This is a genomic window from Variovorax sp. GW823-FHT04F07 (genome assembly GCF_058795995.1).
Genome location: NZ_JBXAIG010000001.1, coordinates 1,452,544 through 1,474,334, shown reverse-complemented (window position 1 = coordinate 1,474,334; position 21,791 = coordinate 1,452,544). Strand labels below are relative to the sequence as shown.

Below are 21,791 nucleotides of genomic sequence, written 5' to 3'. Positions count from 1 at the left end.
CGCGGGCGCGAATCGGGGTAGGGTTGCGGGCCTTGCGCAGCCGCGTTCTGTCGTCATATGGTTGACGTGGCACAATGCCAAGGTACTCAGGCCCTTCCCCAGCCACAGTCGCATCCGCCAATCGGTCCAGCCGTGTCGCGGAAGGTTTCTTAACCAACTCGTGCTTCCTCCAGGGAAGCGAAGGTCAGCGGATCATGAGCGATTCCTCTACGCCCACGGCGTACACCGCCTATCAAGGCAACACCTACCTCTTCGGCGGCAATGCGCCCTATGTCGAGGAGATGTACGAAAACTACCTCGCCAACCCCGGCAGCGTTCCCGACAACTGGCGCACGTACTTCGACGCCCTGCAGAACGTTCCCGCCGCCGACGGCACCAGCGCCCGCGACGTCCCCCACCTGCCGGTCATCAATGCCTTTGCCGAACTGGCCAAGCAGGGCACGACCCGTGTCGTGCAGGCCAGCGGCGCCGACTCCGAACTTGGCCGCAAGCGCACGGCAGTCCAGCAGCTGATTGCCGCCTACCGCAACGTCGGCGCCCGCTGGGCCGACCTCGACCCGCTCAAGCGCGCCGAGCGTCCCGCCATTCCGGAACTCGAGCCCTCGTTCTACGGTTTTGCCGACGCCGACCTCGAGACGGTGTTCAACACCAGCAACACCTTCTTCGGCAAAGAGACCATGTCGCTGCGCGACCTGCTCAATGCCCTGCGTGAAACGTACTGCGGCACGATGGGTGCCGAGTACATGTACACCACCGACCAGAACCACAAGCGCTGGTGGCAGCAGAAGCTCGAAAGCGCCCGTACCAATCCCAAGCTCAGCGCCGAGCAGAAGAAGCATGTGCTCAACCGCCTGACGGCCGCCGAAGGCCTCGAGCGTTTCCTGCACACCAAGTACGTCGGCCAGAAGCGCTTCTCGCTCGAAGGCGGCGAAAGCTTCATCGTCGCGATGGACGAGCTGATCAACCAGGCCGGCGTCAAGGGCGTGCAGGAAATCGTGATCGGCATGGCCCACCGCGGCCGCCTGAACGTGCTGGTGAACTCGCTGGGCAAGATGCCCGCCGACCTGTTCGCCGAGTTCGACCACACCGCCCCCGAAGACCTGCCCTCCGGCGACGTCAAGTACCACCAGGGCTTCAGCTCGGACGTGACCACCCCCGGCGGCCCGGTCCACCTGAGCCTGGCGTTCAACCCCTCGCACCTGGAAATCGTGAACCCCGTGGTCGAAGGCTCGGTGCGCGCCCGCATGGACCGCCGCGGCGACCCGCTGGGCAAGCAGGTGCTGCCCGTGATCGTGCACGGCGACGCCGCCTTCGCAGGCCAGGGCGTCGTGATGGAAACGCTGGCACTGGCCGAAACCCGTGGTTATTCCACCGGCGGCACGGTGCACATCGTCATCAACAACCAGATCGGCTTCACCACCAGCGACCCGCGCGACAGCCGCTCGACGCTGTACTGCTCGGACATCGTCAAGATGATCGAAGCGCCGGTGCTGCACGTGAACGGCGACGACCCCGAAGCCGTGGTGCTCGCCACCCAGTTCGCCCTGGATTTCCGCATGGAATTCCAGAAGGACGTGGTCGTCGACATCATCTGCTTCCGCAAGCTGGGCCACAACGAGCAGGACACGCCTTCGCTCACCCAGCCGCTGATGTACAAGAAGATCGCAGCCCACCCCGGCACGCGCAAGCTGTACGCCGACAAGCTGGCCGCGCAAGGCCTGGGCGACACGCTGGGCGACGACATGGTCAAGGCGCAGCGCGCCGCCTTCGACGAAGGCAAGAACACCGTCGACCCCGTGCTCACCAACTTCAAGAGCAAGTACGCCGTCGACTGGAGCCCGTACCTCAACAAGAAGTGGACCGACGCCGGCGACACCGCCATTCCCTCCGCCGAGTGGAAGCGCCTGGCCGAGCGCATCACCAAGGCACCCGAGAACTTCACCGTGCACCCGCTCGTGAAGAAGGTGCTGGACGACCGCGCAGCCATGGGCCGTGGCGACGTCAACGTCGACTGGGGCATGGGCGAGCACATGGCCTTCGCCTCGCTGGTGGCCAGCGGCTACCCGGTGCGCCTGTCGGGTGAAGACTCGGGCCGCGGCACGTTCACGCACCGCCACGCCGTGCTGCACGACCAGAACCGCGAGAAGTTCGACACCGGCACCTACACGCCGCTGCAGAACGTGGCCGAGAACCAGGCCCCGTTCGTCGTCATCGACTCGATCCTGTCCGAAGAAGCCGTGCTGGCCTTCGAATACGGCTACGCCTCGAACGACCCCAACACGCTCGTCATCTGGGAAGCCCAGTTCGGCGACTTCGTGAACGGCGCGCAAGTGGTGATCGACCAGTTCATCGCCTCGGGCGAAGTGAAGTGGGGCCGCGTCAACGGCATCACGATGATGCTGCCGCACGGCTATGAAGGCCAGGGCCCTGAGCACAGCTCGGCACGCCTGGAGCGCTTCATGCAGCTGAGCGCCGACACCAACATGCAGGTGGTGCAGCCGACCACGGCCAGCCAGATCTTCCACATCCTGCGCCGCCAGATGGTGCGCAACCTGCGCAAGCCGCTGATCATCCTCACGCCCAAGTCGCTGCTGCGCAACAAGGACGCGACCTCGCCGCTGTCCGAGTTCACCAAGGGCAGCTTCCAGACCGTCATTCCCGACAGCAAGGGCCTGAAGGCCGAGAAGGTCAAGCGCCTGATCGCCTGCTCGGGCAAGGTCTACTACGACCTGGCCAAGAAGCGCGAAGAGCAGGGCAGCGACGACGTGGCGATCATCCGCGTCGAGCAGCTCTACCCGTTCCCGCACAAGGCGTTCGCCGCCGAGGTCAAGAAGTACCCCAACCTCGTGGACATCGTGTGGTGCCAGGACGAGCCGCAGAACCAGGGCGCCTGGTTCTTCGTGCAGCACTACATCCACGAAAACATGCAGGAAGGCCAGAAGCTCGGCTACTCCGGCCGTGCCGCCTCGGCATCGCCGGCCGTCGGCTACTCGCACCTGCACCAGGAACAGCAGAAGGCGCTGGTCGATGGCGCATTTGGCAAGCTCAAGGGCTTCGTGCTGACCAAGTAAGAACCGTCCCTTTTCACACGAACACCCTCAAGAACAAAACGGAGCTCACTCCAAATGTCTATCGTAGAAGTCAAAGTCCCCCAGCTTTCCGAATCCGTGGCCGAGGCCACCATGCTCACGTGGAAGAAGAAAGCCGGCGAAGCCGTCGCCGTCGATGAAATCCTGATCGAGATCGAAACCGACAAGGTCGTGCTCGAAGTGCCGGCACCCTCGGCCGGCGTGCTGGTCGAGATCGTTCAGCCCGACGGCGCCACCGTGGTGGCCGAGCAGTTGATCGCCAAGATCGACACCGACGGCAAGGCTGCCGCCGCGGCGCCCGCTGCTGCTGCAGCTCCCGCCGCCGCACCGGCCGCTGCTGCTCCCGCAGCGGCAGCCGCCGCCACCGGTGGTTCGAAGGCCGACGTGGCCATGCCCGCCGCTGCCAAGCTGCTGGCGGACAACAACCTGAAGACCAGCGACGTGGCCGGTACGGGCAAGGACGGCCGCGTGACCAAGGGCGACGTGCTCGGCGCCGTGGCTGCCGGCGCCAAGCCTGCCGCCACCATCGCCGCACCGGCTGCCAAGCCCGCGCTGCAACAGGTCGCAGCGCCTGCCGCACCCGACCTGGGTGAGCGTCCGGAACAGCGCGTGCCGATGAGCCGCCTGCGCGCGCGCATCGCCGAGCGCCTGATCCAGTCGCAATCGACCAACGCCATCCTGACCACCTTCAACGAAGTGAACATGGCCCCGGTCATGGACCTGCGCAAGAAGTTCCAGGACGCGTTCACCAAGGAACACGGCGTGAAGCTCGGCTTCATGAGCTTCTTCGTGAAGGCGGCAGTGCATGCGCTGAAGAAGTACCCGGTGCTCAACGCCTCGGTCGACGGCAACGACATCCTGTACCACGGCTACTTCGACATCGGCATCGCCGTCGGTTCGCCGCGCGGCCTGGTGGTGCCCATTCTGCGCAATGCCGACCAGATGAGCTTCGCCGACATCGAGAAGAAGATCGCCGAGTACGGCAAGAAGGCGCAGGACGGCAAGCTGGGCATTGAAGAAATGACCGGCGGCACTTTCTCCATCTCCAACGGCGGCACCTTCGGCTCGATGCTCTCGACCCCGATCATCAACCCGCCCCAGTCGGCCATCCTGGGCGTGCACGCCACCAAGGACCGCGCCGTGGTCGAAAACGGCCAGATCGTCGTTCGCCCGATGAACTACCTCGCCATGAGCTACGACCACCGCATCATCGACGGCCGCGAAGCCGTGCTGGGCCTGGTCGCCATGAAGGAAGCGCTGGAAGATCCGTCGCGTCTGCTGTTCGACATCTGATCCGGGGAGCAAGAACCAGATGGCAAACAAGCAATTCGACGTCGTCGTCATCGGCGGCGGTCCTGGCGGCTACATCGCGGCGATCCGCGCTGCGCAGCTCGGCTTCAACGTGGCCTGCATCGACGAGTGGAAGAACGGCAAGGGCGGTCCCGCACCGGGCGGCACCTGCACCAACGTCGGCTGCATCCCCTCGAAGGCGCTGCTGCAATCGTCGGAGCACTTCGAGCAGGCCGGCCACCACTTTGCGGACCACGGCATCAAGGTCGAAGGCCTCGGCCTGGACATCGACAAGATGCTGGCCCGCAAGGACCAGGTCGTGAAGCAGAACAACGACGGCATCCTGTACCTGTTCAAGAAGAACAAGATCAGCTTCTTCCACGGCCGCGGTTCGTTCGTGAAGGCGGACGAAGCCGGCTACGAGATCAAGGTGGCGGGCGCCGCTGAAGAATCGATCAGCGGCAAGCACATCATCGTCGCCACGGGCTCCAACGCCCGCGCGCTGCCGGGCACGCCGTTCGACGAGGAAAACATCCTCTCGAACGACGGCGCGCTGCGCATCGGTGCGGTGCCCAAGAAGCTGGGCCTGATCGGCTCGGGCGTCATCGGCCTCGAAATGGGCTCGGTGTGGCGCCGCCTCGGTGCCGAGGTCACGGTGCTCGAAGCACTGCCGACCTTCCTGGGCGCTGTGGACGAGCAGATCGCCAAGGAAGCCAAGAAGGCCTTCGACAAGCAGAAGCTCAAGATCGAACTCGGCGTGAAGGTCGGTGAGATCAAGTCGTCGAAGAAGGGCGTGAGCGTTGCCTGGACCAACGCCAAGGGCGAAGCCCAGACGCTGGAAGTCGACAAGCTGATCGTCTCGATCGGCCGCGTGCCCAACACCATCGGCCTGAACGCCGAAGCCGTGGGCCTGAAGCTCGACGAGCGCGGCGCCATCGCCGTGGACGACGACTGCAAGACCAGCCTGCCCAACGTGTGGGCCATCGGCGACGTGGTGCGCGGCCCGATGCTGGCGCACAAGGCCGAGGAAGAAGGCGTGGCCGTGGCGGAGCGCATCGCGGGCCAGCATGGCCACGTGAACTTCAACACCGTGCCGTGGGTGATCTACACCAGCCCCGAGATCGCATGGGTCGGCCAGACCGAGCAGCAGCTCAAGGCCGCGGGCCGCGCCTACAAGGCCGGCACCTTCCCGTTCCTGGCGAACGGCCGCGCACGCGCGCTGGGCGACACGACCGGCATGGTCAAGTTCCTGGCCGATGCCGCCACCGACGAGATCCTGGGCGTGCACATCGTGGGCCCGCAGGCCAGCGAGCTGATCTCCGAAGCCGTCGTGGCGATGGAGTTCAAGGCCAGTGCCGAAGACATCGCGCGCATCTGCCATGCGCACCCGTCGCTGTCGGAAGCCACCAAGGAAGCGGCCCTGGCCGTGGACAAGCGCACGCTCAACTTCTGATCTCCGGTTCTTGAGCGAACCCGGCCCCGATCGACCCTCGCGGGGCGGTCGGGGCTCTCCATTTTTGAAGCGATCCGATCCCTTGAGCGTCAAACAGGCTTACGAAGCGGAACTCGCGGCACGCGGGTTCAAGAGCGACCCCGCACAACTCGCGGCCGTCGAGGCGCTCGACCGCTGCGCCACCGAGTGGGGCGAGTACAAGGCCCGGCGCTCCAACGCGCTGAAGAAGCTCATCAACCGGCCCGAGCTGCCGCGCGGCGTCTACATGTACGGCGGCGTGGGGCGCGGCAAGAGCTTCCTGATGGACCTGTTCTTCAACGCCGTGCCGCTGCGACGCAAGACACGCCTGCACTTCCACGAGTTCATGCGCGAAGTGCACCGCGAGCTGCGCGACCTGCAGGGCACCGTGAACCCGCTCGACGAGCTGGGACTTCGCATCTCCAAGCGCTACAAGCTGATCTGCTTCGACGAGTTCCACGTTGCGGACATCACCGACGCGATGATCCTGCACCGGCTGCTCGTGGCGCTGTTCGACAACGGCGTGGGCTTTGTTACCACCTCGAACTTCAAGCCCGACGACCTGTACCCCGGTGGCCTGCACCGCGACCGCATCCTGCCCGCCATTGCACTGCTCAACCAGAAGCTCGAAGTGCTGAGCGTGGACAACGGCACCGACTACCGGCGCCGCACGCTGGAGCAGCTGCGCATGTACCTCACGCCGAACGACGCGGCGGCCGAGAAGGAAATGCGCCACGCCTTCGACAAGCTGGCCGAGACGGCCGACGAGAACCCGATCCTGCACATCGAGCAGCGCGAGATCCGCGCGCTGCGCAAGGCCGGCGGCGTGGTGTGGTTCGACTTCAAGACGTTGTGCGGCGGCCCGCGTTCGCAGAACGACTACCTCGAGATCGCGAGCCAGTTCCACACCGTGCTGCTGTCCGACGTGCCGCACATGCCGGTGCGCATGGCCTCGGAAGCACGCCGTTTCACCTGGCTGGTCGACGTCTTGTACGACCGGCGCTGCAAGCTCATCATGTCGGCCGAGGTTCCGCCCGAGGCGTTGTACACCGAGGGGCCGCTGGCGCACGAGTTTCCGCGCACGGTGTCCCGGCTCACCGAAATGCAGTCGAGCGAATTCCTCGCCCTGGAACGCCGCATCGTCGACACCCGACTCACATGAAAAAAACCGCTCTTGCCCTGTTCCTGGCCTTGGCCAGCCTGCCGCTGTGGGCCCAGTCCAATGCGGCGGCGGGCAACGCCGACCTCGAAGCCGAACGCAGCCGCCTGGCGGCCGAGCGCGAGGTCATCGAGTCGCGCTACGCGAAGGAGCGCGCGGCCTGCTACAAGAAGTTCGCGGTCGAAGACTGCCTGCGCGAAAGCCGCAGCCGCCGTCGCAAGGAAACCGACCACATCAAGCGGCAGGAAACCGCGATCAACGACATCCAACGCCAGCGCAGCGGCGCGGCCGAGCTGCAGAAGCTCGACCAGAAGGCCGCCACCCAGCGCCCGCAGGATTCGCGCGAACAGCGCGAGAAGTCGCGGGAAGACCAGAAGGCGCGCGAGCAGCGCGCCGCCGACCACGCCGCGAGCCGCGCCGCGACCGCGGCCGACGCCGCCGAGCGCCAGCGCCAGTTCGAGAACAAGCAGAAGGCCCATGCCGACGAGCAGGCCAAGGCGGCCCAGCGCCGCGCCGAAGCGCCGGCCGCGACCACGCGCTTCGAGGACAAGCAGAAGCGGGCGGCGGAACACCGCGTCAACCGCGAACGCCAGAACGCCGAGCGCACCAAGCCGCGCGGCGCACCGTTGCCACCGGCACCGGCGGCTTCCTCGCCCTGATCCTTGAAAGAGGGCGGGCGCTCAGGCCGCCGCGGGCAGCCGGTCGAGCTTGAGCACCGCGATCGAGATGTTGTCGCCCGTGCCGCGCGCACGGCGCCGCGCTTCTCCCACCAGAATTTCCACTGCGTCGCGCGGCGGCTGCGCGTACAGCACGCTGGCCAGTTCCTCGGGCGAGAAGTAGTGCCACAGGCCGTCGCTGCAGGCCATCAGCAGGTCGCCCGGCTGCAGCTTGGCAATGTGGTGCGGATCGACGGGCGGCGGCGTGGTCGTCATGCCCAGGCAGCCCAGCAGGATGTTGCCCTGCGGATGGATGTTGGCCTCGGCCTCGCTGATCTGGCCGCGATCGACCAGTGCCTGTACGTACGAATGGTCGCGCGTGCGCTTGACCAGCGCGCCGTCGTTGAAGTGATAGATGCGCGAGTCGCCTGCGTGGATCCAGGCGCAGTCGCCTTTCGGGTTCATCAGGAAGGCGGCCAGCGTGCTGTGCGGTTCCTGCTCGCTCGACAGCGCCGTGAGCTTGATCACCGTGTGGGCGTCTTCGAGCAGCTGGCGCAGCACGACGGCGGGGTCGTCGCGCTCGGGGCTGTAGCGGGTGAAAAGCTGGCGCGCGGTCATGAGCACCTGGTCGGACGCCTTGCGCCCGCCGCTGCGCCCGCCCATGCCGTCGGCGATGACGCCGAGCACGCAGCCCGGCGTGCGGGGGTGGCTCATCAACAGCACCTGGTCCTGCTGGTAGGGGCGATCCCCCTTGTGGAGGCCGGTGGCGGCGGCGAGTCGAAAGCCTTGGGTCATGAGCGCTGGGGCGCCAGAGGCGCGCTTTCTGTCTTCTCTGGGGTTCGTGTCAGGACGTATTATCGAATGAACACGCGCGGCCCCATGCGGCACGCGCACCCCCACCGTTGGACTCCAATCTTCATTCCCTTTCCCGTCAGCTGATCGAGCTGCGCATCGCGCATGCCGACCTCGACGCCACCATCGACCGGCTCTCGGAAGACGGCACGCCGCAGGACGAACTGCTGATGCGCCGCCTGAAAAAGCGCCGCCTCGCCCTGCGCGACCAGATCGCCCAGCTCGAGAACGCGCTCGACCCGAAAGAGCCGGCGTGACGTCGCCGCTCGAAAACCAGGTGCGCGATGCGTTCGCGCAGGACGGGGTGCTGTCGCAGGCCGCCGAGCAGTTCCGCGAACGCGGCGGCCAGACCGAGATGGCGATGGCCGTGGCCCGCACCATCTCCGACGGCGGCATGCTCGTGGTCGAGGCCGGTACCGGCGTGGGCAAGACTTTTTCTTACCTTGTGCCAGCGCTGCTGAGCGGCGAGCGCGTGCTGCTCTCGACCGCCACCAAGACCCTGCAGGACCAGCTGTTCGGCCGCGACCTGCCGCGCCTCGTCGAGGCCTTCGCACTGCCGATACGCACGGCGCTGCTGAAGGGGCGGGGCAGCTACCTGTGCCTGCATCGGCTCGACATGGCGCGCCACGACGCCTCGCTGCCCGAGCGCGGCAGCCTGCGCACGCTGGCGAAGATCGAGCAGTGGTCGAAAGCCACGCGCACCGGCGACCTCGCCGAACTGCCGGGGCTCGACGAGCGCTCGCCGCTGATCCCGCTGATCACTTCCACGCGCGAGAACTGCCTGGGCGCGCAATGCCCGCAGTTCAAGGCCTGCCACGTCAACCTGGCGCGACGCGAGGCGCTGGCGGCCGACATCGTGGTCATCAACCACCACCTGTTCTTCGCCGACCTCGCGGTGCGCGAGACCGGCATGGCCGAGCTGCTGCCGACAGTGAGCGTCGTCGTGTTCGACGAGGCGCACCAGCTCAACGAGACCGGCGTGCAGTTCCTGGGTGCACAGCTCGGCAGCGGGCAGGCGCTCGATTTCGCGCGCGACATGCTCGGCGCGGGCCTGCAGCATGCGCGCGGGCTGGTCGACTGGCAGCAGCTGGTGGCGGGCGTCGAACGCGCGGCGCGCGAACTGCGCCTGGTGGTCGGCAAGCAATGGCCGGGCGCCAAGCTGCGCTGGATCGGCCCGGCCCCCGAGGGCGTGAATGCCGAAGCCTGGCAGGGCGCGCTCGACGACCTGCAGGACGCCTTCGTGCTGGCCGCCGACGGGCTGGACACGGTGAGCGAGATCTCGCCCGACTTCGTGCGCCTGCACGAGCGCGCGCGCCAGCTCGCCAAGCGCACGGCGCGTTTCGCGCAGCTGTGCGAGCTCGACTCCGTGCGCTGGGTCGACGTGGGCACGCAGCTGCGCCTGATCGAGTCGCCGCTCGACATCGCCGATGCGATGCGCAAGCGGGTGCTCAAGCTGGCCGACGAGCCCGTGGAGTCCGACTTGCCCTACGGCGACGACGAGGAAGACCCCGAGCACGGCGCCGTCCCGCCGCCACCGCAGGAAGACAGCCGCCGCGCCTGGGTTTTCACCTCCGCCACGCTGGGCGACGACCCGACGCTGCGCTGGTTCACCGAGCCCTGCGGCCTGCGCGACGCCGAAGTGCTGCGCGTGCAAAGCCCCTTCGACTACGCCTCGCAGGCAGCAATCTATGTGCCGCGGGCCTTTCCGAAGCCCAACGATCCCACGCACAGCCAGCAGGTGGCCAAGCTGGCTGCGCACGGCGCCGCCGAACTCGGCGGGCGCACGCTGGTGCTGACCACCACGCTGCGCGCGCTGCGCACCATCGGCGATGCGATGCGCCAGCAGTTCGAGCTGCTCCAGACAGAAGCACGGCCCGAGGTGCTGGTGCAGGGCGAGCTGCCCAAGCGCGTGCTCATGGACCGCTTCCGCGAAGGCGCGAGCAACGGGCGCGCGGGCTGCGTGCTGGTCGCGTCGGCCTCGTTCTGGGAAGGCTTCGATGCGCCGGGCGACGCGCTGCAGTTCGTGGTGATCGACAAGCTGCCGTTCCCGCCGCCCAACGATCCGCTGGTGGAGGCCCGCTCGCAGCGGCTCGAAGCGCAGGGGCGCAGCTCGTTCAGCGACTATTCGCTGCCCGAGGCGGCCGTGGCATTGAAGCAGGGGGCGGGGCGCCTCATCCGCCGTGAAACCGACAGCGGCGTACTCGCGATCTGCGACACGCGCCTCGTGGCGATGGGCTATGGCCGGCGGCTGCTGGCGGCGTTGCCGCCGATGCGCCGGCTGGAAACCGAAGCGGATTTCGAGAGCGCGATCGACGCGCTCAGGAAACCCTATTGATATCTACCGGGAGGCGCTGGATTACCAGAGCTTCCACCAGGGGTCGGTGCTGCCCTTGAAGCCGTTCGCCAGGTAGGTGCTCTGCGGGTAGTTGGTGGTCAGCACGCGTTGTGCATCGTCGCGCAGGTCCTTCATGCCGAGCGCGTCGTACGACTTCACCATGATGTACAGGGCTTCTTCGAGCGCCGGCACTTCGCGGTAGTCGGACAGCGCGATCTGTGCCCGGTTGATGGCCGCCAGGTAGGCACCACGCGAGTAGTAATAGCGCGCCACGTGAACTTCGTACTGCGCGAGCGAGTTCACGATGTAGTTCATGCGCTGGCGCGCGTCGGGCGCGTAGCGCGACTCGGGGAAGCGCGTCACGAGGTCACGGAAGGATTCGAACGATTCCTTGGCGGCCTTCTGGTCGCGCTCGGACAGGTCCTGGCGCGTCAGGAACGCGAACATGCCCAGGTCGTCGTTGAAGTTGATCACGCCCTTCAGGTAGAGCGCGTAATCGAACGCCGGGCTGGCCGGGTGCAGCTTCATGAAGCGGTCGAGCGTGGCGATGGCGTTGGCCTTTTCGCCGGCCTTGTGCTGGGCGTAGGCCTTTTCGAGCTGGGCCTGCTGGGCCAGCGGCGTGCCGGCGGCACGGCCTTCGAGCTTCTCGTACAGCGGCACCGCCTTGTCGTAGGCGCCGGAGCCGACTTCGTCCTTGGCTTCCGAGTAGATGCGGTTGGGGCTCCAGTTCGCGGTCTTGTCTTCCTTGGTGGTGGAACCGCAACCGGCGACGAGAAGGGCCGCCGCGCTGAGCGCGATCCAGGCAGGGACCGATAATTTGGCGCGAAACATCACATACGGCTTTCGTGAAACAGTTGCCCTCAATTATATCGACCGACCCCCTGACCGATCCCCCGGAAGGGCCTGAACCTGAAGAGGGCGCCGATCTCGCGGAGCCCAGCGAGCTGCGGCCCTTCGCCATCGACGCTGCGCAGCACGGGCAGCGGCTCGACCGCGCCCTGGCGGCGCTGGTGCCCGAGTTTTCGCGCAGTTACCTTCAGCAACTCATTGAGGCCGGCGCCGTCGAGCTGCAAGGGCGCACGCTCACCAAGGTCTCTGCCACGGTGCGCGCGGGCCAGTCGGGGCGCATCGAGCTGCGGCCCACGCCCCAGAGCCAGGCCTTCCGGCCCGAGGCGATGGAGCTGGTCACCGTGCACGAGGACGAGCACCTGCGGATCATCGACAAGCCGGCCGGCCTGGTGGTGCACCCGGCGCCGGGCCACTGGAGCGGCACGCTGCTGAACGGGCTGCTGGCGCTCGATCCGAAGGCCGTACTGCTGCCGCGCGCGGGCATCGTGCACCGCCTCGACCGCGACACCAGCGGCCTGATGGTGGTGGCGCGCACGCGGGCCGCGATGGACGCCATGGTGGCGCTGATCGCCGCGCGCGACGTGAAGCGCCAGTACCTGGCGATGGGCCACAAGGCCTGGGAGGGCGCGGCGGCGCGGCAGGTGGATGCGCCGATCGGCCGCGATCCGCGCAACCGCCTGCGCATGGCCGTGGTCGACCTGGAGCGCCACGCGGGCAAGGCCGCGCGCACGCTGATCGAGCGGCTCGACAGCCACACCGACGGCTGCGCGGTGCGCTGCACGCTCGAAACCGGCCGCACCCACCAGATCCGCGTGCACATGGCGTCGATCGGCCATCCGCTGGTCGGCGACGCTCTGTATGGCGGCGCGCCCGCAGCGGGTCTGTCGCGGCAGGCGCTGCATGCGTTCCGGCTGGCGTTCGTGCATCCCGTCACGCAGCAGGCGATGGAGTTCCGTTCGCCGCCGCCGCCCGATCTGGCGCAGGCTTTGCAGACCTGGGGGCTGGATTACAATCGCGCCTGACGGCCCGAGGGCCGCGCCGGCCACCCGATGCCGGCCTTGCGTTGCACTCGCCGCGTGCCGGCAACGCCTACCCCTTCCATCCATCTGAACAAGCGTCGCCAGGCGCCTTTTTCCGGATAACGCGAACCATGAATACGGCGGATGCCAAGCGCATTCTCGAAACCGCCTTGATCTGTTCGAGCCAGCCGCTGCCGGTGCGCGACATGCGCGTGCTGTTCGACGACGAGCTGGGCGTGGACACGATCAAGGTGCTGTTGCTCGAACTGCAGGAAGACTGGGCGCAACGCGGCCTGGAGCTGGTGAGCGTCGGCAGCGGCTGGCGTTTCCAGAGCCGGCCCGAGATGCGCGATGCCCTTGATCGCCTGCATCCCGAGAAGCCGCCGCGCTACACGCGCGCCGCGCTCGAGACGCTGGCCATCATTGCCTACCGGCAGCCGGCCACGCGCGGCGACATGGAAGACATCCGCGGTGTCACGATCAACTCGCTGATCCTGAAGCAGCTCGAAGACCGGGGCTGGGTCGAGGTGATCGGCCACCGCGAAACGGTCGGGCGGCCCGCGCTCTACGCGACCACCCGCCAGTTCCTCGACGACCTGGGGCTGGCCTCGCTCGACCAGCTGCCGCTGGTGGAAACGCCCGCGCAGCAGGCGGCGCTGGTTGACGCACTGCAGCAGGCCGCGGGCGACCAGCCAGGGCTGCCGATCGACGGCGATGTGGCGGAAGAGGCTGTTGCGGAATCTGCTGAGGCCGCAACGCCGGCAGATGAAGAAGGCGTGCAGGCGGAACTCGCCATGGTCGATGCGCCGCCCGAGTTGGCTGAGCTGGCAGAAGTCGTCTCGACCGATGCGGCGGAGTTTGCCGAAGAGGTGGTGGCGATCGCCGAGGCCGCCGAGCCCGTCGATGAGGCGTTGCCTGTGTCCGCGCCAGAAACCGGCGAGCCGCCCGCCGAACCCGAAGTGGCCGCCGCGCCCGAAGAACCCGAATCCGACGTCCCGTCCCCCGCAGCGGACGAGACCGACCCCCACGACCCCCACGCTGTTTCTCCCGGAAAAACCCCATGAGCTCATCCGACACCGACGACGCAGCGATGCTGCCGGTCGAACCCGAAGTCAAGAAGCGGAAGCGGGCCGCCACGCCCAAGAAGGTGACGGAAGTTGCTGTCGAATCCGTCGCTGCGCCCGCAGAGTCGGCAGGGGCCGAGGCCGGGGAAGCGCTGAAGAAGCCGCGTGCACCCCGCAAGAAGAAGGTGGTCGAGGCGCCGGCTGCGGACGAGCAATTGGTGAGCGCGGCGGAAGTCGCTCCTGTGGCCGAGGCTCCCGCGACGGTCCAGCCCGATGTGGCGCCCGTGGTTGTCGAAGCGGCGGCAGCCGAGGCAAACGAGCCGGCGCCGGTCGAAGCACAGCGTCCCCAGATGTCCGACGAGGACGAGGACGACGACCGCGGGGACGACGAAGACGACGAGGAAGACGAGCCCGACGAAGAGGAAGACGACCTCGACCGCGCCCGTCGCGCCGCCGAGCGCGAGCAGCGCAATGCGCCGCCGACCGAGCCGATCCGTTTTGCCGACGTCATTTCCGGCCAGTTCGACGCCGACGAAGAAAGCCCCGAGGTGCCGCCGCTCAAGCGCGTGCTGCTGCCCGAGGCCGATTCGCCCAAGCTGCACAAGGTGCTGGCACAGGCCGGCCTCGGCTCGCGCCTCGAGATGGAGCAACTCATCTTGCAGGGGCGCATCTCGGTCAACAACGAGCCGGCCCACATCGGCCAGCGCATCCAGTACGGCGACCAGGTCAAGATCAACGGCAAGCCGATCCGCTACCGCATCGCACCGCCGCCGCCGCGCGTGATCGCGTACCACAAGCCCGTGGGCGAGGTCGTCACGCACGACGACCCGCAGAACCGCCCGACGGTGTTCCGCAAGCTGCCGCGTCTGCAGCAGGGCAAGTGGCAGTCGGTCGGCCGGCTCGATCTGAACACCGAAGGCCTGCTGCTGTTCAGCAGCTCCGGCGACCTGGCCAACCAGCTCATGCACCCGCGCTTCGGCCTGGAGCGTGAGTACGCGGTGCGCGTGCTGGGTGCGCTCACCAGCGAAGAAAAGAAAAAGCTGCTCGAGGGCGTGCGCCTGGACGACGGCATGGCGCAGTTCGGCACCATCGAAGACGGTGGCGGCGAAGGCTCCAACTGCTGGTACCGCGTGACCATTTCCGAAGGCCGCAATCGCGAGGTGCGCCGCCTGTTCGAGTCGGTGGGCCATGCGGTCAGCCGGCTCATCCGCATCCGCTACGGCGCGATGGTGCTGCCGCGCGGTCTCAAGCGCGGTGCCTGGATGGAGCTCGACGAGCGCGACATCCAGGCGCTGTTCCAGGCCTCGGGTGGTGCGCAGGCGCGCCCGGCGGGTCCGTCGCAGCGCGGTCCCGGCGGGCCGGAGGGGGGCGGTCGCAACGGCCGGAACAAGAAGCGCCGCGGCAACAACAACAACAACCGCAACGGCGGCATGGGTGGTGGTCAGCCGCGTGAAGCGCGCGGCGAAGGCCGCGAGGCGCCGATCCCGAGCCCGCTGGGCGACGGTCGTCCGCCGCGCGGCGAGCGCGGGGGACGCGGTGGTCCCAACCGGGGCGGTGGCAACGGTGGCCCGCCACAGCAGGGGCGCCGCGGCAACGCAGGTCCCGGCAACCGTCAGGGCGGCCAGGGGCAAGGGCAGGGCGGCGGTGGCAACCGGTCGGCGGGTGCTGGCGGTGGCGGCGGTGCGAACCAGCCCGATCCGATGAAGACCTCGCTCGGCTACATCGGTGCCGACAGCTTCTCGCGCCAGCGCAAGGAGCAGCGCGGCGGTCCGGGACGTCGCGGCGGTGGTGGCGGCTCGCAAGGCGGCGGTGGTGGCTTTGGCGGTGGTGGCGGCGGACGCCGCCGCGGACGCTGAAAGCCAGCCGTCGGAGCGCGGCCTTTCGCGGGGTTTTCACCAATCCCGCAGGTCGCGCCGGTTAAAATCAGAGGCTTTGTCGACGTGCCACGAAACAAACTCGTTGCAGTTGTGACAAAACACTTCAAAATCAAAGCTCAGGAAGCATTTCAATGGCTATCGAACGTACCCTTTCCATCATCAAGCCCGACGCCGTCGCCAAGAACGTCATCGGCAAGATCGTTTCCCGCTTCGAGGCTGCTGGCCTCAAGATCGTCGCCGCCAAGCTGGTTCACCTGTCGCGCAACGAAGCCGAGCAGTTCTACTCGGTGCACAAGGAGCGTCCCTTCTTCAAGGACCTCGTCGAGTTCATGATCTCGGGCCCCGTGTTCGTGCAAGTGCTCGAAGGCGAGAACGCCATCGCCAAGAACCGTGACCTGATGGGCGCCACGGACCCCAAGAAGGCAGCCGCCGGCACCATCCGCGCCGACTTCGCCGACAGCATCGACGCCAACGCCGTTCACGGCTCGGACGCGCCCGAAACGGCTGCCAACGAAGTGTCGTTCTTCTTCGCCGGCCTCAACGTCTACGCACGCTGAAGCCGTTGCTCGCCTGAATTCATGACCACAGCCAATCTGCTCGAATTCGATCTCGACGGGCTGGCTGCGTTCTGCGAAAAACTCGGCGAGAAAAAATTCCGCGCCACGCAGCTGTTCCGCTGGATCCACCAGCGTGGCGCCAGCGACTTCACCCAGATGACCGATCTGGCGAAGTCGCTGCGCGAGAAACTCGCAACCACCGCGCGCGTGGAGGCCCTGTCGGTCCTCACGCAGCATGAATCCAAGGACGGCACGATCAAGTGGCTGTTCGACGTCGGCGGCGGCGATGCGGTCGAGGCCGTGTTCATTCCCGAAGACGATCGCGGCACGCTGTGCGTGTCGTCGCAGGCCGGTTGCGCCGTGGGCTGCCGCTTTTGCTCGACCGGGCATCAGGGCTTCAGCCGCAATCTCACCACGGGCGAAATCGTCGCCCAGCTCTGGTTCGCCGAGCATTTCCTGCGCAAGCACCTGAATCGCAGCGAGCGCGTCATCTCCAACGTGGTGATGATGGGCATGGGCGAGCCGCTGCAGAACTACTCGGCGCTGGTGCCTGCCTTGCGCACCATGCTCGACGACAACGCCTACGGGTTGTCGCGCCGGCGTGTCACCGTGTCGACCTCTGGCGTGGTGCCGATGATCGACCGCCTGGGCACCGATTGCGCCGTGGCCATGGCCGTCTCGCTGCATGCGCCCAACGATGCGCTGCGCGACGACCTCGTGCCGCTCAATCGCAAGTACCCGATCGCCGAACTGCTCGAGGCCTGCAAGCGCTACCTCGTGCATGCGCCGCGCGACTTCATCACCTTCGAATACTGCATGCTGGACGGCGTGAACGACCAGCCCGAACATGCGCGCCAGCTGATCGAGCTCGTGCGCAAGCACGACGTCTCGTGCAAGTTCAACCTGATTCCGTTCAACCCGTTCCCGGCGTCGGGCCTGCTGCGCTCGCCGCAACCGCGCGTGCTGGCCTTTGCCCGCACGCTGAGCGAAGCGGGCCTCGTGACCACCGTGCGCAAGACGCGCGGTGACGACATCGACGCCGCCTGCGGACAACTCGCCGGCGACGTGAAAGACCGCACCCGTGCGGCCGAGCGCATGGCCCAGCGCCGTGCGGCGGTGGCCGAGCGTCCCGTCGTTCTGCACCCGCCCCGCGCCAAGACCCCCAAGACCACCGTTCCCCAGGAGCATTGACGCAATGAGCATGGCCTTTCCGACGACGACCGCGAGCGTGCAGCGAGTGCTGAGCGCAGGAATCGCGAGCGTCGCCGTGGCGCTTCTTCTCGCGGGCTGCGTCAACACGCGAACCACCACCACCGGGCTTGTCGGCAGTGGGGCCGACAGCGGTACCACTGCCGTGACCGACGTCGACGAAAACAACCGTCGCCGTGCCCGCCTGCGGATGGAGCTAGCGGCCGGCTACTTCGAACACGGCCAGCCCTCGGTCGCCCTCGAAGAGCTCAAGCAGGTGCTGGCCATCGACCCGAACTACGCCGACGCCTACAACCTGCGGGGCCTGGTCTACATGCGACTGGACGACGCCGGCCAGGCCGAAGACAGCTTCCGCCGCGCGGTCGCGATCAATCCGCGCGACGCCAACACGCGCCACAACTACGGCTGGCTGCTGTGTCAGCAGAACCGCTACGGCGACGCCGCGCAGCAGTTCGCCGCGGCACTGGCCGTGCCCAGCTATGCCGATCGCGCCAAGACGCTCATGACCCAGGGGGTCTGCGAGCTCAAGGCCGGCCAGCGGCCGCAAGCCGAGCGCAGCCTCTTGCAGGCCTACGAGCTCGATGCCGGCAATCCGGTGGTTGGCTTCAACCTGGCCTCGGTGCTGGCGCAGCGCGAAGAATGGTCGCGCGCGCAGTTCTACGTCCGCCGTGTCAACAACAGCCCCTCGGCCAATGCCGAGACGCTCTGGCTCGGCATCAAGATCGAACGGAAGCTCAACAACCGCGAGGCTGTCGCGCAGCTGGGCGGTCAATTGCAACGACGTTTCCCTCAATCGCGGGAGGCAATGGCGTACGAGCGCGGGAATTTCAATGACTGAACGGGTTTCGGAGTTCGGGACGTCCGCGGCGCTGCCGCTGGCAGAAGGCGACGTCGCGCACAAGACGGCCGGCGACATGCTGCGCGAGGCGCGCGAAGCGCATGGCCTGCACATCGAGATGGTGGCCGCGGCGCTCAAGGTGCCGCCGCAAAAGCTGATCGCGCTCGAGGCCGACGACATCGCCTCACTGCCCGATCCGGTGTTCGCCCGGGCCCTGGCCAGCAGCGTGTGCCGCGCACTGCGCATCGATCCGGCGCCTGTGCTTGCCAAGCTACCGGGTGCGCAACGCGCACCGCTGGCCGAAACCAATCGCACGTTGAATGCCCGCGTCGTGTCCGACACGCCGCGCTGGAACGGTGGACGCTCCGGCGGCCTGCCGTCGCGCGCGCTGCTGACGGTCGTGGTGCTGCTCTTGATCGGTGCCGGCGTGCTGTTCTGGATGCCGCAATCGGCGTTCGACCAGATCGGCGCCTCCGTCGCGCGGCTGACCGCAAAGAACGAGGGCGAGACCATGCCGCCGCCCGCCGATCCGGCCGATGTCTCGGAGCCCGTGCCGACGCAGGCCGTGGCGCCGACCGGCCCCGTGGGCGCCGCACCGGCCGCCGGCGTGGTGGCTGCCGCGCCAGCCGCCCCGGCCTCCGCGCCCCTCGCGACCGTCGCCAACACCAGCACCGCCAGCAGCCAGCAGCTCGTCTTCGTGGCGCGCGAGGAATGCTGGGTCACCGTCACCGAAGCCGGCGGCAAGCAGTTGCTGCGCCGCAGCCTGCAGGTCGGCGAGACCGTCGGCCTGTCCGGCACGCTGCCGCTGTCCGTGGTGGTGGGGCGCGCATCGGCCGTCGATGTGCAAGTGAACGGAAAGCCCTACGATCTGAAGCCTGTCACCCGCGGCGGCGGCGTGGCGCGTTTCGAGGTGAAATCGTGACAACCGACTGCACTCCCCAACCCATCGAATCGGCGGCGCCCAAGGCGCGCCGCTCGCGCCAGGCCAGCGTGGTCTGGGGCCCGCGCATCGTCACGGTGGGGGGCGACGCGCCCACGCGCGTGCAGTCGATGACCAACACCGACACGGTCGATGCCATCGGCACCGCGATCCAGGTCAAGGAACTCGCCATTGCGGGCTCCGAGATGGTCCGCATCACCGTCAACACGCCCGAAGCCGCCGCTCAGGTGCCCTACATCCGCGAGCAGCTCGACCGCATGGGCATCGACGTGCCGCTGATCGGCGACTTCCACTACAACGGCCACCGCCTGCTCACCGACTATCCGGCCTGCGCCGAGGCGCTGAGCAAGTACCGCATCAACCCCGGCAACGTGGGCAAGGGCGACAAGAAGGACAAGCAGTTCGGCCAGATGATCGACGCGGCCATGCGCTGGAACAAGCCGGTGCGCATCGGCGTGAACTGGGGCAGCCTCGACCAGGAGCTGCTTGCCAGCTTGATGGACACGAACAGCCAGCGCGCCGAGCCCTGGGATGCCAAGCAGGTGATGTACGAGGCGCTGATCACCTCGGCCATCGAGTCCGCCAAGCTTGCCGAATCGATGGGCATGGCCGGCAACCAGGTCATCCTGTCGTGCAAGGTGAGCGGCGTGCAGGACCTGATCTCGGTCTACCGCGAACTCGCGAAGCGCTGCGACAACCCGCTGCACCTGGGCCTGACCGAAGCCGGCATGGGCACCAAGGGCACGGTGGCTTCGGCCACGGCGCTGTCGATCCTGCTGCAGGAAGGCATCGGCGACACGATCCGCGTGTCGCTCACGCCGCAGCCGGGCGAGTCGCGCACGCAGGAGGTGCTGATCGCCAATGAAATCCTCCAGGCCCTGGGCCTGCGCGTGTTCGTGCCGAGCGTCACGGCCTGCCCGGGCTGCGGCCGCACCACGAGCACCACGTTCCAGGAACTGGCCAAGCAGATCGACGACTACCTGCGCCTGCAGATGCCGGTCTGGCGCAAGAAATACCCCGGTGTCGAGACGCTGAAGGTGGCCGTCATGGGTTGCATCGTCAACGGCCCCGGCGAGAGCAAGCACGCCGACATCGGCATCAGCCTGCCCGGCACGGGCGAAGCGCCGGCCGCGCCGGTCTTCATCGACGGCGAAAAGGCCCTCACGCTGCGCGGCGACAATATCGCCAACGAGTTCCACCAGCTCGTCGAAACCTACATCGAAAAGCGCTTCGGCAGCGAGCACGCTGTCCTGGCCTGACACCTCCGCAGACTCATGGCTGAAAAACTGAATGCCGTCAAAGGCATGAACGACATATTGCCGCCCGAATCGGCGCGCTGGGAGTGGCTCGAAGCCACCGTGCGCGACCTGATGGGGCGCTATGCGTACCGCAACGTCCGCACCCCGATCCTGGAGCACACAGCGCTGTTCGTGCGCGGCATCGGCGAGGTGACGGACATCGTCGAGAAGGAGATGTACGCCTTCGAAGACCGTTCGGACAAGCATGGGCAGTCCGAGCACCTGGCGATGCGCCCGGAAAACACGGCCGGCCTCGTGCGCGCCGTGATCGAGCACAACATGCTCTACGAAGGGCCCAAGCGCCTCTGGTACACGGGCCCGATGTTCCGCCGCGAAAAGCCGCAGCGCGGGCGCTTCCGCCAGTTCCACCAGATCGGCGCCGAGGCGCTCGGTTTTGCCGGGCCCGATGTCGACGCCGAGCTGATCCTGCTGGCCACCGCGCTGTGGAAGGCCATCGGCCTGATCGACGTGCGCCTGGAGCTCAACAGCCTGGGCCAGCCGGCCGAGCGCGCGCTGCACCGCGCCCAGCTCATCGCCCACTTCGAGCAGCACGCCGACAAGCTCGACGAGGACGGCAAGCGTCGCCTGCACAGCAACCCGCTGCGCATCCTCGACACGAAGAATCCGGCGATGAAAGAGGTGGTCGAGTCGGCACCGAAGCTGATCGATTTCCTCGGCGCCGAGTCGCTGGCGCACTTCGAGGGGCTGCAGGCCATCCTCAAGGCCAACGACATCGCCTTCACGATCAACCCGCGCCTCGTGCGCGGGCTCGACTACTACAACCTCACGGTGTTCGAGTTCGTGACCGACCGCCTCGGCGCGCAGGGCACGGTGTGCGCCGGCGGCCGCTACGACGACCTGATTGCCCAGATCGGCGGCAAGCCGGCGCCCGCGGTGGGCTGGGCCATCGGCGTCGAGCGCGTGCTCGACCTGCTGAAAGAGCAGGGCGCCGAAGTGCCGGCACCGGTGCCCGACGTCTATGCCATCGTGCCCGACGCCGCTTCGATGCCCGTCGTGCTGCGCGCCTTGCAGCAGTTGCGCGAAACCGGCGTGCGCGTGCAGATGCACGCCAGCACCGCCGAGGGCCTGGCGAGCTTCAAGGCGCAGATGCGCAAGGCGGACGCCAGCGGCGCCACCTACGCGCTGATCTTCGGCGCCGATGAACTTGCGCGCGGCGAAGTGACTCTCAAGGCCTTGCGCGACGCCAGCGTCGCGCAGTCCGCCCGTTCACTTGCTGAAGTGACCACCTGGGCCGCCACCCTACAATCGCCGGCTCCCAACCTCTGAC

Annotated in this window: 18 protein-coding genes; 16 read left to right on the top strand and 2 right to left on the bottom strand. The window is 67.5% G+C overall.

Annotated features, from left to right (window positions below; genetic code table 11):
• Positions 1-194: 194 nt before the first annotated feature.
• From AC1RAA_RS07010 to AC1RAA_RS06990, 5 genes are all read left to right on the top strand, one after another.
• Positions 195-3,071 (top strand): 2-oxoglutarate dehydrogenase E1 component, encoded by a 2,877-nt coding sequence (locus AC1RAA_RS07010; RefSeq protein ID WP_062480820.1) that lies wholly within the window; start codon positions 195-197, stop codon positions 3,069-3,071.
• A 54-nt stretch (positions 3,072-3,125) separates the two neighbouring features.
• Positions 3,126-4,382, top strand: coding sequence for a 2-oxoglutarate dehydrogenase complex dihydrolipoyllysine-residue succinyltransferase (gene odhB / locus AC1RAA_RS07005; protein ID WP_070061019.1), 1,257 nt, complete (start codon positions 3,126-3,128; stop codon positions 4,380-4,382).
• A gap of 19 nt (positions 4,383-4,401) precedes the next feature.
• Entirely contained in the window at positions 4,402-5,832 is a 1,431-nt protein-coding gene (gene lpdA / locus AC1RAA_RS07000; protein ID WP_070061018.1) for a dihydrolipoyl dehydrogenase, read from the top strand.
• An 82-nt stretch (positions 5,833-5,914) separates the two neighbouring features.
• Positions 5,915-7,012: a cell division protein ZapE gene (zapE, locus tag AC1RAA_RS06995; protein WP_062480826.1), complete on the top strand. Its 1,098-nt coding sequence runs from the start codon at positions 5,915-5,917 to the stop codon at positions 7,010-7,012.
• On the top strand, positions 7,009-7,668 hold the full coding sequence (locus AC1RAA_RS06990) for a hypothetical protein (protein WP_492727357.1): 660 nt from the start codon (positions 7,009-7,011) through the stop codon (positions 7,666-7,668). Before zapE ends, AC1RAA_RS06990 begins: the two co-directional genes overlap by 4 nt.
• Before the next feature lie 21 nt (positions 7,669-7,689).
• Here AC1RAA_RS06990 and AC1RAA_RS06985 read toward each other — a convergent pair whose 3' ends face one another.
• A complete protein-coding gene (locus AC1RAA_RS06985; protein ID WP_095745659.1) occupies positions 7,690-8,460 on the bottom strand; it encodes a PP2C family protein-serine/threonine phosphatase in 771 nt (256 codons plus the stop codon).
• Between the two features lie 107 nt (positions 8,461-8,567).
• On the opposite strand from AC1RAA_RS06985, the gene AC1RAA_RS06980 reads away from it, so the two are divergent.
• Both AC1RAA_RS06980 and yoaA read left to right on the top strand, forming a co-directional pair.
• The gene (locus AC1RAA_RS06980) at positions 8,568-8,774 is read left to right on the top strand and encodes an HP1242/YdcH family protein (protein WP_062481953.1); all 207 of its coding nucleotides are present in this window, start codon (positions 8,568-8,570) and stop codon (positions 8,772-8,774) included.
• A complete protein-coding gene (yoaA, locus tag AC1RAA_RS06975; protein ID WP_492727354.1) occupies positions 8,771-10,852 on the top strand; it encodes a DNA repair helicase YoaA in 2,082 nt (693 codons plus the stop codon). Before AC1RAA_RS06980 ends, yoaA begins: the two co-directional genes overlap by 4 nt.
• 21 nt (positions 10,853-10,873) lie before the next feature.
• Here yoaA and AC1RAA_RS06970 read toward each other — a convergent pair whose 3' ends face one another.
• Positions 10,874-11,683: an outer membrane protein assembly factor BamD gene (locus tag AC1RAA_RS06970; RefSeq protein ID WP_070061014.1), complete on the bottom strand. Its 810-nt coding sequence runs from the start codon at positions 11,681-11,683 to the stop codon at positions 10,874-10,876.
• Between the two features lie 23 nt (positions 11,684-11,706).
• On the opposite strand from AC1RAA_RS06970, the gene AC1RAA_RS06965 reads away from it, so the two are divergent.
• The 9 genes from AC1RAA_RS06965 (at position 11,707) to hisS (ending at position 21,790) form a co-directional block, all read left to right on the top strand.
• A complete protein-coding gene (locus AC1RAA_RS06965; RefSeq protein ID WP_253252364.1) occupies positions 11,707-12,723 on the top strand; it encodes an RluA family pseudouridine synthase in 1,017 nt (338 codons plus the stop codon).
• A gap of 128 nt (positions 12,724-12,851) precedes the next feature.
• Positions 12,852-13,784 carry an SMC-Scp complex subunit ScpB gene (gene scpB, locus AC1RAA_RS06960; RefSeq protein WP_492727352.1) on the top strand — a complete coding sequence of 311 codons (933 nt, stop codon included), beginning with the start codon at positions 12,852-12,854 and terminating at the stop codon, positions 13,782-13,784.
• Complete coding sequence (locus tag AC1RAA_RS06955) at positions 13,781-15,640, top strand: pseudouridine synthase (protein WP_492727349.1); 1,860 nt, start codon at positions 13,781-13,783, stop codon at positions 15,638-15,640. The genes scpB and AC1RAA_RS06955 overlap by 4 nt, the downstream gene beginning before the upstream one ends.
• 152 nt (positions 15,641-15,792) lie before the next feature.
• Positions 15,793-16,218: a nucleoside-diphosphate kinase gene (ndk, locus tag AC1RAA_RS06950; protein ID WP_013542117.1), complete on the top strand. Its 426-nt coding sequence runs from the start codon at positions 15,793-15,795 to the stop codon at positions 16,216-16,218.
• 21 nt (positions 16,219-16,239) lie between these two features.
• The gene (gene rlmN, locus AC1RAA_RS06945) at positions 16,240-17,409 is read left to right on the top strand and encodes a dual-specificity RNA methyltransferase RlmN (RefSeq protein ID WP_492727346.1); all 1,170 of its coding nucleotides are present in this window, start codon (positions 16,240-16,242) and stop codon (positions 17,407-17,409) included.
• 4 nt (positions 17,410-17,413) lie between these two features.
• Positions 17,414-18,265, top strand: a complete 852-nt coding sequence (gene pilW / locus AC1RAA_RS06940) for a type IV pilus biogenesis/stability protein PilW (protein WP_095745652.1) — start codon at positions 17,414-17,416, stop codon at positions 18,263-18,265.
• The gene (locus AC1RAA_RS06935) at positions 18,258-19,187 is read left to right on the top strand and encodes a helix-turn-helix domain-containing protein (RefSeq protein ID WP_447744899.1); all 930 of its coding nucleotides are present in this window, start codon (positions 18,258-18,260) and stop codon (positions 19,185-19,187) included. The genes pilW and AC1RAA_RS06935 overlap by 8 nt, the downstream gene beginning before the upstream one ends.
• Positions 19,184-20,464, top strand: coding sequence for a flavodoxin-dependent (E)-4-hydroxy-3-methylbut-2-enyl-diphosphate synthase (gene ispG / locus AC1RAA_RS06930; protein ID WP_070061008.1), 1,281 nt, complete (start codon positions 19,184-19,186; stop codon positions 20,462-20,464). The genes AC1RAA_RS06935 and ispG overlap by 4 nt, the downstream gene beginning before the upstream one ends.
• Before the next feature lie 15 nt (positions 20,465-20,479).
• On the top strand, positions 20,480-21,790 hold the full coding sequence (gene hisS / locus AC1RAA_RS06925) for a histidine--tRNA ligase (protein ID WP_492727342.1): 1,311 nt from the start codon (positions 20,480-20,482) through the stop codon (positions 21,788-21,790).
• The last annotated feature ends 1 nt before the right edge of the window (position 21,791 follow it).